The sequence below is a fragment of the Arthrobacter sp. Soil_C_60 genome, assembly GCF_057656375.1.
In genome coordinates this window covers 95,025-109,466 of the sequence record NZ_JBDGKM010000007.1, presented here as the reverse complement: position 1 = coordinate 109,466, position 14,442 = coordinate 95,025, and the positions used below count along the sequence as shown (strand labels likewise).

Annotated in this window: 11 protein-coding genes and 2 pseudogenes; 11 read left to right on the top strand and 2 right to left on the bottom strand. The window is 62.3% G+C overall.

Annotated features, from left to right (window positions below):
• Positions 1-155: 155 nt before the first annotated feature.
• Positions 156-1,073: a bifunctional methylenetetrahydrofolate dehydrogenase/methenyltetrahydrofolate cyclohydrolase gene (locus AC3A4M_RS15000; protein WP_498736732.1), complete on the top strand. Its 918-nt coding sequence runs from the start codon at positions 156-158 to the stop codon at positions 1,071-1,073.
• A 124-nt stretch (positions 1,074-1,197) separates the two neighbouring features.
• On the opposite strand, the pseudogene AC3A4M_RS14995 reads toward AC3A4M_RS15000, so the two are convergent.
• Positions 1,198-2,234: pseudogene (locus tag AC3A4M_RS14995) on the bottom strand (hypothetical protein); the annotation flags it as partial.
• A 210-nt stretch (positions 2,235-2,444) separates the two neighbouring features.
• Between AC3A4M_RS14995 and AC3A4M_RS14990 the strand changes: the two are divergent.
• From AC3A4M_RS14990 to AC3A4M_RS14945, 10 genes and pseudogenes are all read left to right on the top strand, one after another.
• Positions 2,445-3,875 carry a PucR family transcriptional regulator gene (locus AC3A4M_RS14990; RefSeq protein ID WP_498736516.1) on the top strand — a complete coding sequence of 477 codons (1,431 nt, stop codon included), beginning with the start codon at positions 2,445-2,447 and terminating at the stop codon, positions 3,873-3,875.
• Between the two features lie 20 nt (positions 3,876-3,895).
• Positions 3,896-4,324: pseudogene (locus tag AC3A4M_RS14985) on the top strand (aldehyde dehydrogenase family protein); the annotation flags it as partial.
• Positions 4,325-4,468: 144 nt separating this feature from the next.
• A complete protein-coding gene (locus AC3A4M_RS14980) occupies positions 4,469-5,617 on the top strand; it encodes an NAD(P)/FAD-dependent oxidoreductase (protein WP_498736514.1) in 1,149 nt (382 codons plus the stop codon).
• A gap of 797 nt (positions 5,618-6,414) precedes the next feature.
• A complete protein-coding gene (locus AC3A4M_RS14975; RefSeq protein ID WP_498736512.1) occupies positions 6,415-6,978 on the top strand; it encodes a helix-turn-helix domain-containing protein in 564 nt (187 codons plus the stop codon).
• Positions 6,979-7,036: 58 nt separating this feature from the next.
• Positions 7,037-8,158, top strand: coding sequence for an ABC transporter substrate-binding protein (locus tag AC3A4M_RS14970; protein ID WP_498736510.1), 1,122 nt, complete (start codon positions 7,037-7,039; stop codon positions 8,156-8,158).
• Positions 8,158-9,087, top strand: coding sequence for an ABC transporter permease (locus tag AC3A4M_RS14965; RefSeq protein WP_498736508.1), 930 nt, complete (start codon positions 8,158-8,160; stop codon positions 9,085-9,087). Before AC3A4M_RS14970 ends, AC3A4M_RS14965 begins: the two co-directional genes overlap by 1 nt.
• The gene (locus AC3A4M_RS14960) at positions 9,084-9,881 is read left to right on the top strand and encodes an ABC transporter permease (protein WP_498736506.1); all 798 of its coding nucleotides are present in this window, start codon (positions 9,084-9,086) and stop codon (positions 9,879-9,881) included. Before AC3A4M_RS14965 ends, AC3A4M_RS14960 begins: the two co-directional genes overlap by 4 nt.
• Positions 9,871-10,983: an ABC transporter ATP-binding protein gene (locus tag AC3A4M_RS14955; RefSeq protein WP_498736504.1), complete on the top strand. Its 1,113-nt coding sequence runs from the start codon at positions 9,871-9,873 to the stop codon at positions 10,981-10,983. The genes AC3A4M_RS14960 and AC3A4M_RS14955 overlap by 11 nt, the downstream gene beginning before the upstream one ends.
• A 10-nt stretch (positions 10,984-10,993) precedes the next feature.
• Entirely contained in the window at positions 10,994-12,397 is a 1,404-nt protein-coding gene (locus AC3A4M_RS14950; RefSeq protein ID WP_498736502.1) for an NAD(P)/FAD-dependent oxidoreductase, read from the top strand.
• A gap of 161 nt (positions 12,398-12,558) precedes the next feature.
• Positions 12,559-12,939, top strand: a complete 381-nt coding sequence (locus AC3A4M_RS14945; RefSeq protein ID WP_498736500.1) for a cupin domain-containing protein — start codon at positions 12,559-12,561, stop codon at positions 12,937-12,939.
• Positions 12,940-13,484: 545 nt separating this feature from the next.
• Here the strand turns inward: AC3A4M_RS14945 and AC3A4M_RS14940 are convergent.
• Positions 13,485-13,838, bottom strand: coding sequence for a DUF4913 domain-containing protein (locus AC3A4M_RS14940; RefSeq protein WP_498736498.1), 354 nt, complete (start codon positions 13,836-13,838; stop codon positions 13,485-13,487).
• Positions 13,839-14,442 lie beyond the last annotated feature (604 nt).

The following is a 14,442-nucleotide window of genomic DNA, read 5'->3' as shown; positions in this document are numbered from 1 at the left end:
GTTGGTTTGCCGGAGACAGCTTCCTGTCTCCGGCACTTCCGGCGGCGCCATTCCTTGCTGCCGCCCCTGTTGTGACGGGTGAATTTTACAAAAGGATTTTGGACAGATTTAGGAGAGTCATGGAGCAACTCAAGGTGCAAGGAGCCGACACCAAAATGGCCCCGGTAACCGATGGTCCCGTCCACGGCGCGTACGGCCAGATTCTGGATGGACGAAGGGCTGCGGCGCAGATCAAGGCGGAACTGGCCCTGCGAGTTCAGGAGCTTAAGGCCCAGGGGATCGTCCCGGGTCTGGGTACAGTCCTTGTCGGTGACGACCCGGCCAGTCACTCCTACGTAGGTGGTAAGCATCGGGATTGTGCGGAAGTAGGTATCGAGTCCATCCGCCGGAACCTTCCGGCGAACATCACACAAAGTGAACTGGAAGCCGTGCTCGATGAGTTGAATGAGGATCCGGCAACGAGTGGCTATATTGTCCAGTTGCCTCTGCCGTCTCATATCAATCAGAACGCGATTTTGGGAAGAATTCGTCCCGACAAGGATGCCGATGGTCTGCACCCCACCAACCTGGGTAAACTCGTGCTGACCGTCAATGAGCCCCTTGATTCACCTCTTCCGTGCACACCGTTTGGAATCGTGGAGTTGCTAAACCGCAACGGAATTTCCCTTGCAGGTAAGGAAGTGCTGGTGCTCGGTCGCGGTGTCACCGTGGGCCGCCCACTGGGTCTTCTGCTGACCCGCAAAGCTGTCAACGCCACCGTTACCTCGGCCCATACCGGAACCACTGACCTCCCTGCGCTGCTCAAGCGCGCGGATGTTGTCGTCGCTGCGGCTGGGGTGCCGGACATCATCAAGGCTGCAGATCTCAAGCCGGGCGTGATCATTCTGGATGTAGGAGTGTCACGTGCAGTTGACCCAGAGACAGGAAAGGTATCCCTTCGGGGTGACGTTGAAGCGGCCGCTCGCAAGGTTGCGTCCTGGATCTCGCCCAACCCGGGCGGCGTCGGGCCCATGACACGGGCGATGCTGCTGAGTAACGTTGTGGACGCTGCCGAACGGAGGGCGCGCAACTAACCGCTGAGGTCAGGAGCTCGTGGCTTTGGAAACACGTGCCAGTGTTTACCGACCCACTGGCTGCGGAGGCTGTAGGCGGCGAAGGCTCGCTTCTTAGGACCCGTCTTCGTCGTCTACCCTGCCATTACGCCTTCATGCCGGCATGTGGTTCGAAGCGGACGATCATGGCTCTGAAGCCTGGGGCGTCAGATTCACGGGCGACGTTTTCCTTGTGGACCAGGGCGTTGGCTTCGGGGAAGTACGCCGCAGCACAGGCCTTGGCGGTGGGGTAGGCAACCAGGCGGAACCTTTCGGCGTGTCGGCCTATGCCTGGAAGGTGCTGACCACCTCCACGAGGCCGCGGTCCTGGAAGCCCTGCTCGGCGAGGTCTCCGGGGGTGGATGAGGATGACCCCCCGGCCGCCGGAGACGCCGCGGTAGCGGTCGTCCAGGCCGTAGAACGTGGTGTTGTACTCGTCGTGGCTGCGGATGGCCTGCAGCACCAGGTGCCCGTCGGGCCGAGTGAGGTACTCCAGCGGGCTGACGGTGAAGCGGCCGCGGCCAATGTCCGTGGCGAAGGAGCGGGTGTCCCGCGGCGGGGGTTGGGCAGCACGAAGCCATTCCTGGTCCGGACGCGGGCGTTGAAGTCCTCGAAACGGGCAGGACACGTCCGATGTGGTCCCGGATCACCTCGTAGTCCTCGGCCATGGCCTTCCAGTCCACGCAGTGGTCCGGGCCGAAGGTCGCCTCGGCAATCCGGGCCACGACGACGGGCTCGGCGAGCAGGGCCCGGAGACCGGGGTAAGCCGGCCCCGGGTGGAGTGGACCACGGACATGGAGTCTTCCCCGGACAGGAACCGGGCGCCCTTGGGGTGCTTGTCCTCCTTGTCCGTCCGGCCCAGCGTGGGCAGGATCAGCGAGGTGCGGCCCGTGCACGATGTGGGAGCGGCTGGGCCTGGTGGAGATATGCACGGTCATCCCAATCCACTGCATCCCTGCCTCCAGCATCTCCGTGTCGGAGCAGGCGAGGGAGAAGTTCCCGCCCATCGAGACGAGAACGTCCACCTCGTTGCGTTCGAACACCTCCAGGGACTCGACCGCGTCGTAGCCGTGGCGCCGAGGGGCCGAACTCCTTGTCGAGGGACTCAAGGAGCCATTCCTTGGGCTTTTCCCAGATACCTACGGCATATAGCGCAGTGGATTAATAAATACTAATGCGTAAAGGGCGCTGATCCTGCTAATTAATACAGTGGGTGAGCTCGTCCGGTACAGCTGGGTTTTCGGGGCGTTCTGGCTTGGACAGCTTGGCGTTCATACGATCCGCTGACCCGGTATTGCCAATTGCGATGATTGTATGAAAAATGTGTCATTGGACGTCTAAGAGGGGACCCTGATGATCACAGTCGACAGTCTGGTCTTGATCCCGGACCTGGACATCGAGTATTTAGCGGGCTCCAGCGGAGGCGGGAGGCCGGTGTCGTGGGCACACGCCGTCGACCTCCCCAATCCTTGGGAATGGGTCGGAGCCGGCGACCTCGTCATGACCACGGGCGCTGGAATGCCTCTAGGAGACTCGGCCCAGGTCGAATGGCTTGACCGCGTGATTAGCGCAGGCGTGAGCGGGCTCATAATAGCTAGCCCACCGGGCGCTAATGACATTTCTCAAGCCATGCGACGACAGGCTGACAAACGGGGTTTTCCACTGCTCAGGGCGCCCTTTGAACTGGAATTCGTCTCACTGGCCCGGTTGGTCATTAAAAACACGCTCGCCCTCGAGCGCGAACAACTAGACAAAGCGAAGCGACTATTTGACGCATACGGGGAATCTATCAGTCGAGACTCAGGAGTGGAACAGAGGCTCGGGGCCATCGCCCGCAGTGTCGGCTGGGAACTGGAACTCGTTGACGAAGTCGACGGTCAGACGATGTCTACTTCGCAATTCAAGGTAGGCAGCCTGGCCCAGTCGTCCGTGATGGCCGTCCCCGGCCGGCTGAGAACTGCGCTTAGAATTCAGAAGCCCGTCAACACTGCCCCGGACACTCTGCTGACTTACTACGTCGCAGCCATCATGGCGCTTGAGTTGGAACAGCAAGCCAAAGTTTTAGACGAGCTTCGACAACAGGGATCCTCTGCCCTCGTCGAACTCCTTGAAGGCTCGGTCGAATATCACGCGCTGGCGCCCCTATTGAAGAAACGAGGCCTCGGCGAAAAAGTGGCACTAGTTTGTGTAGAGCCGGGTCTGGGGGGCCAATACTCCTCGGCAAACATCCATCTGGCCCGAAAACTGCGGGACAATCCGGTTCTTCTTACAGAAGAGGATGGGAAACTTATTGCGCTGGTTCCCGACGCTACTGACGTCGCCGATACGATGACGCGTTTGCTCGGTAAGGGAACAAAGGCCGGTGTCAGTGCCTGCCTCTCAGCGGCGGTCGGCGCTGCAGAAGCTAAACGCCAAGCGTATCTGGCCCTGCAAGATGCATCTGAATCAGATAAGGGAGTCTCGAAGTACGGGGACGGCTCCGCTGAGACTGGGTTCTTCCCTCGAAGCGTCGCAGAGTCGCGGGCAATAGTGGATCGCGTCCTCGGACGGCTCATCGAACACGATCGAAATAGCCGAAGCGACCTGCTAAAAACTCTCGAGATTTTTTTAGGTGCCGACCGCTCATTGGTCAGGGCATCGCAGCTATTGAGTATCCATCGACAAACTCTGGTTTACCGTCTCAATACCATTCAGCAGGTAACCGGCCTTCATCCATCATCTACTGAAGGCACAACTCAGTTCTGGTTTGCCTTGCAGACTGGCCGCCGTGCAGCCCTGTTATAAAGTGACGGCTGATGCATTCGGCAGCGGCAGCCGCGCCGAACCTGCAGCTCGGGAACACGATCGTCCTTAAACACGCGCAGAACTGCCCGAAGTCCGCGCTGGCCATCCAGAAGATCATGGACGACGCCGGCCTCCCCAAGGGCGCCTACGTCAACGTCTTCGCCACCCATGACCAGGTTGCCGAAACCATTGCCGACCCGCGCATCCAGGGCGTCTCCCTGACCGGTTCGGAACGCGCCGGTGCGGCCATCGGCGAGATCGCCGGCCGGAACCTCAAGAAGGCCGTCCTCGAACTCGGCGGCTCTGACCCGTACGTGGTCCTGGACCCGGCCGACATCAAGGCGGCCGCGGATCAGGCCTGGGAAACCCGGATGGAAAACACCGGCCAGGCCTGCAACTCGAACAAGCGAATGATCGTCATGGAAGACATTTATGACGACTTCGCTACAGCCGGGCCAGCAATAACGTCAGTTATGCTGGCCCGGACGTAGGGTGAGGCACAGCACGATCTGAGGCACTTTGATTCAGCCTCGGCTGCAGGACTGCTGCAACGAATCGACGGGACCGGCTTTGGGATGGGGAAGGACTGACATTTGAGAATAATTGTCGTCGGTGCTGGCGCATGGGGTTTGCCGGCAGCAGCTGAGCTGGCCGATAGAGGGCACCAGGTCACCCTGATCGATCGCTTCGGCGTATCGAACCCGCTTTCATCGTCATGTGGACCGACTCGGATGTGGCGCATTCCTGACCCGGATCCCGGTCGAGTTCGGCTGTCCAGATTGGGGCTGGAAGCTATGAAGCGACTATCAAGCAGGACTGGAACACCGGTATACCGCCGAAAGGGCATACTTTGGCGCGATACGAAGTCGCTGCCGCGCTTGCGGTCAACGCTTCTCGCAGAAGGTGTGCCCTTCGAGCAGGTCGAGTCGAGCAAAGTCGCAAACTTTCTGCCTGGTTTGAGGCCCGATGGCCGAGATGCGATCTGGCAGGAGGATGCCGGCGTGGTGCTGGCTGAAGCGAGCCTGGAGGCACAGTTTCGGCTGTTTTCCGCGGCTAGCGGCACGTTCCTCCAAGGGTCCATTGTGGTGGAAATTTCAACGTCTTCAGGGACGGTTAGCGCTTCCCTTTCCAACGGCAAGCGTCTTGACGCGGATGTAGTAGTGATTGCGGCCGGACCCGGGAGCGGCGTCTTGCTCTCACAGCTTGGTTTGCCAGCGCCGCTTCGACCGTACTTGGAGCAGGTGGTCCACTTCGGTGATGCGCTTCAACGAGACGCTGCCGACAACTATCCCTGCTTTTTTGACGGACCCACAAACGAGATGCCTGGAATCTACGCGATGAGCAGCCCCAGCATAGGTTACAAGGTCGGTCTCGACAGTCCGCTGCGGAACTACGAGGAGGGGGACATTGACAGGTCACCGGATGAGCTGCGCACCGGCATTATTCAGGAAAGAGTGGGCAATAGTTTCCCGTTGATAAAGCCTGACGTACTCGATGCGCAGGTTTGTGTCTGGACCGACACGCCAGACGGAAAATTCATCGTCGATACTCCTACCCCCGGCGTTGTTGTCGCCTGTGGTGACGCCGGCGAGGGGTTCAAGTATTCTGCGTTGATGGGCATCATTGTCGCCGATCTGGCCGAGAATAAGCGGCCTGAGGCAGACATTAGTCCGTACCGGCTGAGTCGCTTTGAATTAGAGCAACGCGCCAACTGGGGTGCCCCGACCGCGCTGGGCCGTTGACAAAGCGGCCCAAAACGACGCCGCTAGTCTAGTAGGGCGCTGCGCGCCCATATAAAGATTTGATCACGTGCCTCCCAGGTTCCTACACGCACGCCGGCGCTCACTCCCCGACCAGCGGCGGGCGGTTACCCGCGGAGCCGCTCTCCTTTCGGGTCGTAGAATGGGCGACGCGAGACCGTGGCCGATGTCGCGGGTAGTGACCAGGTCCGCAGGCCTTGGGGGACTCCATCGTTGAGCCTCGGGCGGCGCAGCTTCTCGAGTGGCAGCGGCAGCGCGGGGGGCGGCTTGTTAGTCTTGCGGGCGCGTCACTTTATGTCGCCGGTGCCATGGCAATTGGCAGGATGCGCTGCTCCACCTGCCATTGGACGGCCTGCCTACAGGCGTGAAGCACAGATCCTGGACAGCTTTGGTCGAACTGCTGGCTGTTGCCGATATGCAGCCGTGGCCACTAGGAGGCCACACACGGACGATGCCGTGCGGTGTAACTGATCGGTAGCACCAGCTCCTCTAGCGGCTGTTTCATGGATCGCCTCCTCGGAGGATTTGCCGAATGTACCGCATGGCGGACACCTTCGTGGCGCTTATCGGCGGCCTGATCCTGGTGGTCGCGTCGCGGGATCCGAAGATCTAGGCGGCTGACCCCCAGGCAGGCAGCCATCTGCCGTTCCCCCACCAACTAGTTCTTTGCCCGCAACGCCCAAAAACCTTGTCATTTACCTAACCCCGAGCTAAGGTCAACTAAACGAACCGCTTAGTGGCACTGATCACAATTTTAGTACTGCTGAAGGAGGTGTTGAGTGGCCGCTGCAACCGAGCGCGAGCCGTCTGTTGGCAGCCGGATCCGGGTGGCCCGGGAACTGCGCGGGATGTCGCTGCGCCGCTTGGCGGAGCTGACCGGCGTCAGCTCCGGATTCCTCAGCCAGCTTGAGAATGGGCACTCGAATGCCAGTGTCGCCACGCTCAAAAAAATTGCGGAAGCCCTCGGATCAACGGCGGCGGAATTCATCGACGGCACCAGGCCCGAGGGCCGGGTGCTGCGCAGGGCCGACCGGCCTGCTTTTCACTCCGGTGGCGGCGTGACCAAATACCTGCTCACCGGGACGCCCCAGCGGAATCTGGAGGTCTACACCGGCGAGCTCGAGGTTCACGGCGGGACCGGCGAGGAACTCTACGTCCACGGAAATGCCCAGGAGGTCCTCGTCTGCCTCAAGGGGCGGGTGGAGGTTCGTCTCTCCGGCGAGTCCCACGTCCTGGAAAGCGGGGACAGCGTTGAATACCTCTCCTCCACGCCACACGGCCTTCGGAACATGGCCCAGACCGTATCCGAAGTCATGTGGATCGTCAGCCCGCCGACTATCTGAAGCAATGTGAAGTCAGGACAGTTCGACAGTCAAAGTTCCATACTCAATAGGAGAAACGATGTCAGCAAACACCACACGCCGCCGCAAGCGGGCACTGCCGTTTGGAATGGCGGCAGCCGTTGCCCTGCTCCTTTCGGCCTGCGGAGGCGGGGGCAATGCCGCACCTGCCGACATTGACCTGGGCACCGGTCCTGCCGAGGCTGGAACGGTCAAACCCGGCGCATTGGATGGCCTGAACATGACCTTCGCCTCCTACGGCGGACTGTACCAGGACGGGCAGATGGCGGCGTCCGTAACGCCGTTCGCCGAGGAGTCCGGGGCAAACATCCTGTCCGACGGGCCAATGGAATACGCAAAGGTCCAGGCCCAGGTGGAATCGAACAACGTCACCTGGGACGTCGTTGACACCGATTCGAACTGGGCGGCCGGACAATGCGGCAAGCTTCTGCAGAAGCTGGACTACTCGATCATCGACAAGTCCAATATCCCGGAGGGCTTGGCCAGTGACTGCTACGTGCCCGCCATGCAGTACGCCACGGTAATGGTCTACAACGCCGAGAAATACAGCGACGGGCCCCAGAGCTGGGCCGATTTCTTCGATACCGAGAAGTTCCCCGGCAAGCGGGCCGTCCAGGGCGGGGACATCGGCGGCGGCATCCTGGAGGGTGCCCTGATCGCCGACGGCGTGGCCAAGGAGGACCTGTACCCCCTCGATGTCGAGCGGGCGCTGGCCAAGCTGGACACGATCAAGGACAGCCTCGTTTACTGGACGACGGGAGCCCAATCGCAGCAGATGCTTGAGGCCGAGGAAGTGGACATGGCCCTGATCTGGTCCGGCCGCGCCTTCGGGGCGGTGGAGAACGGCGCCCCGTTCGAGCCGGTCTGGGACACCGGCGTTGTGGTCATGGATGTGCTGGCAGTTCCCACGAACGCCAAGAACCCGAAGGCTTCAATGGCCCTGATCAACTATTCGCTGGGCAAGGAACAGCAGGAGAAGCTCACGGAGGAAACTTCTTATTCGCCGGTCCACCTGGACGCCAAGCCCGCGGTGAATGAGAACGGCAAGAAGTTCCTGATCACCGAGCCGGACATCGCCGACAAGGTCCTGGTGTCCGACTTCGCATGGTGGGGCGAGAACTACGCGTCGACCCTGGAACGCTGGACGGCCTGGGTTTCCTAATGGGCAATACGGTCAAAGACCCCGTCCGGCCGGCAACATCGGCTGGCCGGACGGGGAACGACGACGGCGCGGCGCCGGCTGCCAGCCGGCACACACGCCGGCTGAGTCCGGTGCTGTTGCTACTGCCGGCGCTGGCGCTGATGGTCGGCGTTTTCGCCTACCCGCTGGCAGAGGCGATGTGGCGCAGCGTAGCGGACCCCGTGCTCGGTCCCCAGAACTACCAGTGGTTCGCCGCCGACGCCGGAAACTGGGCGGTACTCGGCCGGACACTGTGGGTGGCGCTGCTGTCCGCGGCGATCTGCTTGGTGCTGGCCTACCCCTATGCGTACTTCATGGTGATTTCCGGCCCGAAGCTACGCGCCGCACTGGTGGTCATTGTCCTGATCCCGTTCTGGACGTCGCTGATGATCCGCAGCTTCGCGTGGATCATCCTGCTGCAGGACAACGGCCTGATCAACGGCATGCTCGGATTCCTGGGACTGGGGCCGTTCGAGCTGATCCGCAACACCACCGGCATCCTGATCGGCATGGTTCAGGTGCTGCTGCCGTTCATGGTGCTGCCGCTGTATGCGTCGATGAGCAACGTGGACCTGCGGCTGCTACAGGCCTCCAGCAGTTTGGGCGCCCGTCCCTTCGTCTCCTTCACCCGAATCTTCATGCCGCTGGCGATGCCCGGCGTGGTGTCCGGCTCCCTGCTGGTCTTCATCCAGGCGCTCGGCTTCTACATCACTCCGGCGTTGCTCGGCTCGCCGTCCGAGATGCTGATCTCGCAATACATCTATATGCAGGTCAACGGCCAGCTCCAGTGGGGCCGGGGCAGTGTGCTCGGCGTCATCCTGCTGGTTGCCACTCTGCTGCTGCTGGGCCTGCTGGCCCTGCTGCTGCGCAAGAGCAAACGTGCCGCCGGGGATGAAGGAGGGTTGCTGTGAAACATTCCATGCTGACCCGGTCCCTGCTGTGGGTATATACGGGGCTGGTGGCCGTCATTCTGATCGCGCCGACCGCCATCGTCATTCCACTGAGCTTCACGGACAAGGCCTCGCTGACCTTCCCGCCGTCAGGCTGGTCGCTGCGCTGGTACGAGAATTTCTTCAACGACCGGGCATGGATGTCGGCTTTCGGAAACTCGGTACTGATCGCCATCATCGTTGCCGTCGCCGCGACGCTAATCGGCACCGCGGCGTCGGTCGGTCTGCAGAAGTGGGCCAGGCGCCGGTCCGCCAAGACGGTGCAGGCGCTGCTGCTGGCCCCGATCGTGGTGCCGGCGATCATCCTGGCCATCGGCGTTTACGCGATCTTCCTGCGGCTGCAGATGCTGGGCACCTTGAGCGGCTTCGTGCTGGCCCACACGGTACTGGCCGTGCCGTTCGTCGTCGTCTCTGTCACGGCCGCGCTGAGCGGTTTCGATCAGCGGCTCGCGACTGCGGCGGCAAGCCTGGGCGCGAACCGGTGGACCACCTTCCTGAAGGTCATTCTGCCGTCCATTCTTCCCGGCGTCGTGTCGGGGGCGCTCTTCGCCTTCGTGACCTCGTTCGACGAGGTTGTGTTGTCCATCTTTATCAAGAGTCCGTACCTGGAAACGCTGCCCGTAAAAATGTATTCGTCCGTCACCAGGGACACGGACCCGACCATCGCGGCCGCAGCAACCATGATCATGCTCCTGACGACAGTCATCATTGCCGTCGGGCTGCTCAGTATGCGTAGGAGGAAACGTGTCCAGTAAGCTGACCGGGGCCGGCACCCGGATCGACATTCAGAGTGTCACCAAGCGTTATGCCAAATCGACCGCCGTCGATGATGTCTCGCTGACCATCGAGCCCGGCGAATTCATTACACTGCTCGGCCCGTCCGGCAGCGGCAAGACCACCACCCTGAACCTCATTGCCGGTTTTACCGACCTGACCAGCGGCTCGATCGAAATCGACGGCCAGCGCGTCGACAACGTGCCGGCGCACAAACGCGGGCTCGGCGTCGTTTTCCAGCACTACGCGCTGTTCCCGCACATGAGCGTCGCCGAGAACATCGCCTTTCCGCTGCAGCAGCGCAAGACCCCCAAGGCCGAGCAGAAAACACTGATATCCGAGGCCTTGCAGACAGTCGGCCTGGCCGGCTACGAGGACCGCTATCCGCGTGAACTTTCCGGCGGCCAGCAGCAGCGCGTCGCTTTCGCCCGCGCCATGGTCTTCAACCCCCGGGCGCTGCTCATGGACGAGCCGCTGGGCGCGCTGGACAAGAACCTGCGCGAGAAGCTGCAGCTGGAGATCAAGCGGATCCACCAGGAAGTGGGCCGGACCTTCGTCTTCGTCACCCATGACCAGGAAGAAGCGCTGATCCTCAGCGACCGCATCGCCATTTTCAACAACGGCAGGATCGAGCAAGTCGGCAGCAGCGCAGAACTCTACGAGCGCCCCGCCAGCCTGTTCGTGGCCAAGTTCATGGGCGAGTCCACGGTCTTCCGCGCCGACGTCGATCCGGCCGGTCCGGACTGGTCCATGGACTTCCACGGCGCCAGGCTCCGCGGCCCCGCAACCCGGCCGGTCGCCGGCAAGGGTGCCCTCGTCCTGCGGCCCGAACAGCTGCGCGTTGCCCCGAACGCGGAAGAAGCCCCCGGCGGCGCCGTGAAGGTCCCGGTCAAGGTGGTCCAGAACATTTATCTGGGCTCCGGCCATAAATACGAGCTGCAGCTGGCCGACGGTTCAACCGGCATCGTCCGCAGCCCGCTGTCCGAAAGCAACGGGCTGCGGCCCGGCGACGACGCCATTGTCTACTGGTCCGCCCAAGACGGCGTGCTACTCGAAGACTCCGACCTCGTCTCCACCACCTAGGAACCCACACATGAGCAACGAACTGAGAAACGAGACGGCCCTGACTGTCAACGGCGGCGTCTCCTTCTGGTATGCCAAAGACGGCCTGCCCACGCCCCGGCCCGCGCTGGCCGGGGACACGACGGCGGACATCGCCATCGTGGGCGCCGGCTACACCGGGCTGTGGACCGCTTACTACCTGAAGAAGGCCCGACCGGAACTGGACATCGTAGTGCTCGAAAGCCGCTTCGCCGGCTTCGGCGCCTCGGGCCGCAACGGCGGCTGGCTTACCAACAGCATCACCGGCGGCCGCGGCCAGTACATCAAGGCACACGGCCGCGCACTGGTGGGCCGGTTCCAGACGCTGCTCAACGAAACGGTGGATGAGGTCATCGCCGTCGCCGGTGCCGAGGGGATCGACGCAAACATCCGCAAGGGCGGTGAACTAAATGTGGCCCGCAACGCGGCCCAGCTGGCGCGACTCAAGACCCTGGCCGCAGCGGAAGAGCAATGGCCCGAGGCCGGCGTCCGCCTGCTGAGCGCGGCGGAAAGCACCGAACGGGTCCGGATCGCCAACACGCTGGGCGCCATCCACCAGCCGCATTGCGCCCGGATCCATCCGGCCAAGTTGGTGCGCGGCCTGTCGGAGCGAGTGGAAGCACTCGGTGTGCGCATCTACGAGGACACTACCGTCACCGAAATCAACCCCCGCGTGGCGCGGACGGAGAAGGGCAATGTTCAAGCCGAGTACATTCTGCGGGCGACGGAGGGCTTTACCGCCAACCTGAAGGGATCACACCGGGAATGGCTGCCGATGAACTCGTCCATGATCGCCACCGAACCTCTCGGCGACGACGTCTGGGCTGAAATCGGCTGGAACCACCTCGACACAGTCGGCGACATGGCGCATGCCTACATGTACGCGCAGCGCACGGCCGATAACCGGATCGCGCTCGGCGGACGCGGTATCCCCTACCGCTTCGGTTCCAAAACCGACACGGACGGGGCCACCCAGCCCGAAACCATCCGGAACCTGACCGCCATTCTGCATGACATGTTCCCGGCCGCCCGTGGCGCCCGCGTGGACCATGCCTGGGCCGGAGTGCTGGGCGTGCCCCGGGACTGGAAGGCCACCGTCGGATTGGATAGGCAGACCGGAATCGGCTGGGCCGGTGGTTATGTGGGCACCGGCGTGACCGCCACCAACCTGGCCGGCCGGACGCTTCGGGACCTGATCCTGAACCCAGAAAGCGAACTGACCACCATGCCGTGGGTCAACCGCCGGGTACGCAAATGGGAAGTGGAACCCTTACGCTGGATCGCCGTCCAAGCCCTGTACAAGGCGTATTACGCCGCGGACAAGTCGGAAAACAGCGGCCGCACCTCAACTTCACCCATCGCTAGGGCCGCAGACCTCATCTCCGGCCGCTCCTGAAATACGCCGCTCTGGTCGAGCAGCAAGCGCAAGCGAGAGTATCGAGACCAAAGTGCCAGCCTCACTTGGTCTCGATACGGGCGCGTGCCGCGCCCAACTCGACCAGCGGCAACAATGCCCTGCTCGACCAGCGCAGGACCGCACCTTAGAAAGGAACAACCATGTCCATCGACACCATCCACCTCCAGGCGGCACCGCTCGCCGCGCTCGGAGAGCCTGCTCCCAAGCCCACGGCGGTTACTGCAAACCAGCACGAGGCATCCCGGGAGGTCTGGAGCGCAGACAGCCTGAACGTGGGTATCTGGGAGTGCTCGCCCGGCCTGTTCACCGCAGTGCGGGAGGGCTACCACGAGGTCTGCCAAATCCTAACCGGGCGGGTGACCATCACTGCGGAGGGGCAGCAGCCCGTGGAAGCGGCCGCCGGCGACACCGTCGTCATGCCTGCCGGTTGGAAAGGAACCTGGTTAGTTCATGACACCGTCCGCAAAACCTACATCACCCTGAACGGGGTTGGCCGCCAATCGACATACCGGAGTAACTGAACGACGACGTGGCAGCATAACTAGTGGCGACCATCGTCGTTGGGCAACTGAGTTCACGCTCTCGATATCGTTGTCCTCGAAAGCCGCTTCGCTGGCGTGGGTGCCTGCAGCCGTACGGCCGCTGGCTCAAGAACAGTGCCACCGGCGGCCGACAGCAGTATGTCAAGGACACATGGCCAGACCATGGTAGGACGTACAGACGTTACTGAATGAAACGGCCGATGAAGTCATCGCCATAGCTCGAGCCGAAGGTATCGCCACAGACATTCGAAAGGGCGCCGACCTCAACGTTGCTCGCAATGAGGCGCAACTCGATCGGCTGAAGGCTCCGGCTGCACCTGAGTGGCCGGAGGGCGTTGCCATCCTGCTGAACGTGGGGGACTCCCAAGAGCCCAAGAGCGAGCCAGGTAGCACTTGGAGCTAGCTAAAGGCAACAAAAGGCGCAGCCTTTAGCTAGCTCCCTCAAGCAGGCTCCGTCCGCACGTCTGGGAACCAGCCGGCCGGTGCTTTCTTTGGTTCGAGTTGTTCGGGGTCGCGGTGTTCTTTCATGTCGCAGTTGTAGAACGGTCCTTGTGGTCCAGGAGGACTTTCATGTGGTGGTCTGCGTGGTCCCGCCACCAGACGCTCATGCCGGTGGCCGGGTCGAGGCGCAGGTGTTCCCAGACACGCCACATGGCCGCGACGCGTGAGACGGCTTCGGGGCGGAAGTACCACTCGATGCACCACTTTGCTGATTTTCCAGTGACGTTGCGGACGTAGGTGGGCAGCAGCTGCTCGGGCAGGAATTCTTCGGCCGAGCCGTAGACGAGTTCCGGAGCCTTCCCGGTCTTTTCGTCCTCGCCCGTGCCGGGGCTCCGTGCGGGAATGCCGGTATTGAACAAGCCGAAATCATCATCCATGAGTGGTTGCTTCCTTACTTTGTGACCCAGGGATTAGCGGTCGGCGCGGCCGGGACCGGCCGCGGCTCGACTTCGGGTTGCGGGCTGTACTTCTTAATGGACGCGTCCACGGCCTCCTGGTGCGGACCGGTGTACCAGGGCAGTGTGCACACCAGCGTCGCCGGTGCGCCGGAAGCGAGGACAACGGCGCGGCCGCGGTCGAGTTCGGCGAGGTTAACGCCGAGCTCTCGCAGTTAGGCAATGTAGTCGCTGGCCCAAGATGGGCCAGCGGCTGTAAACCCCACCCGAATTCATGCCTTGAAGGATCGATTGACCCCAGCCCCGTAGACTATGTCGGCCCGGATTGCCGGGCGGCGCCGACGAGGACTGTATCCGAGCACCGTGACGGGAGACCATGTTCGACAAGCAACGCTATTTCGTTGAACATTCGGACCACTGAGGCAAGCTTCTTTTGCGCTGGCCGCGTGTGCGGTGTGCCGTAACGCAAATGCTTACTTCACTCCAACGACCCCTCGTGCTGGTCACCGCCTACCAGGCATGAGTCCGCCGGGACCCTGCCGGAGTCCCGGTCCACCAAATGCGTAGACCGGAACGGGATAGTGAC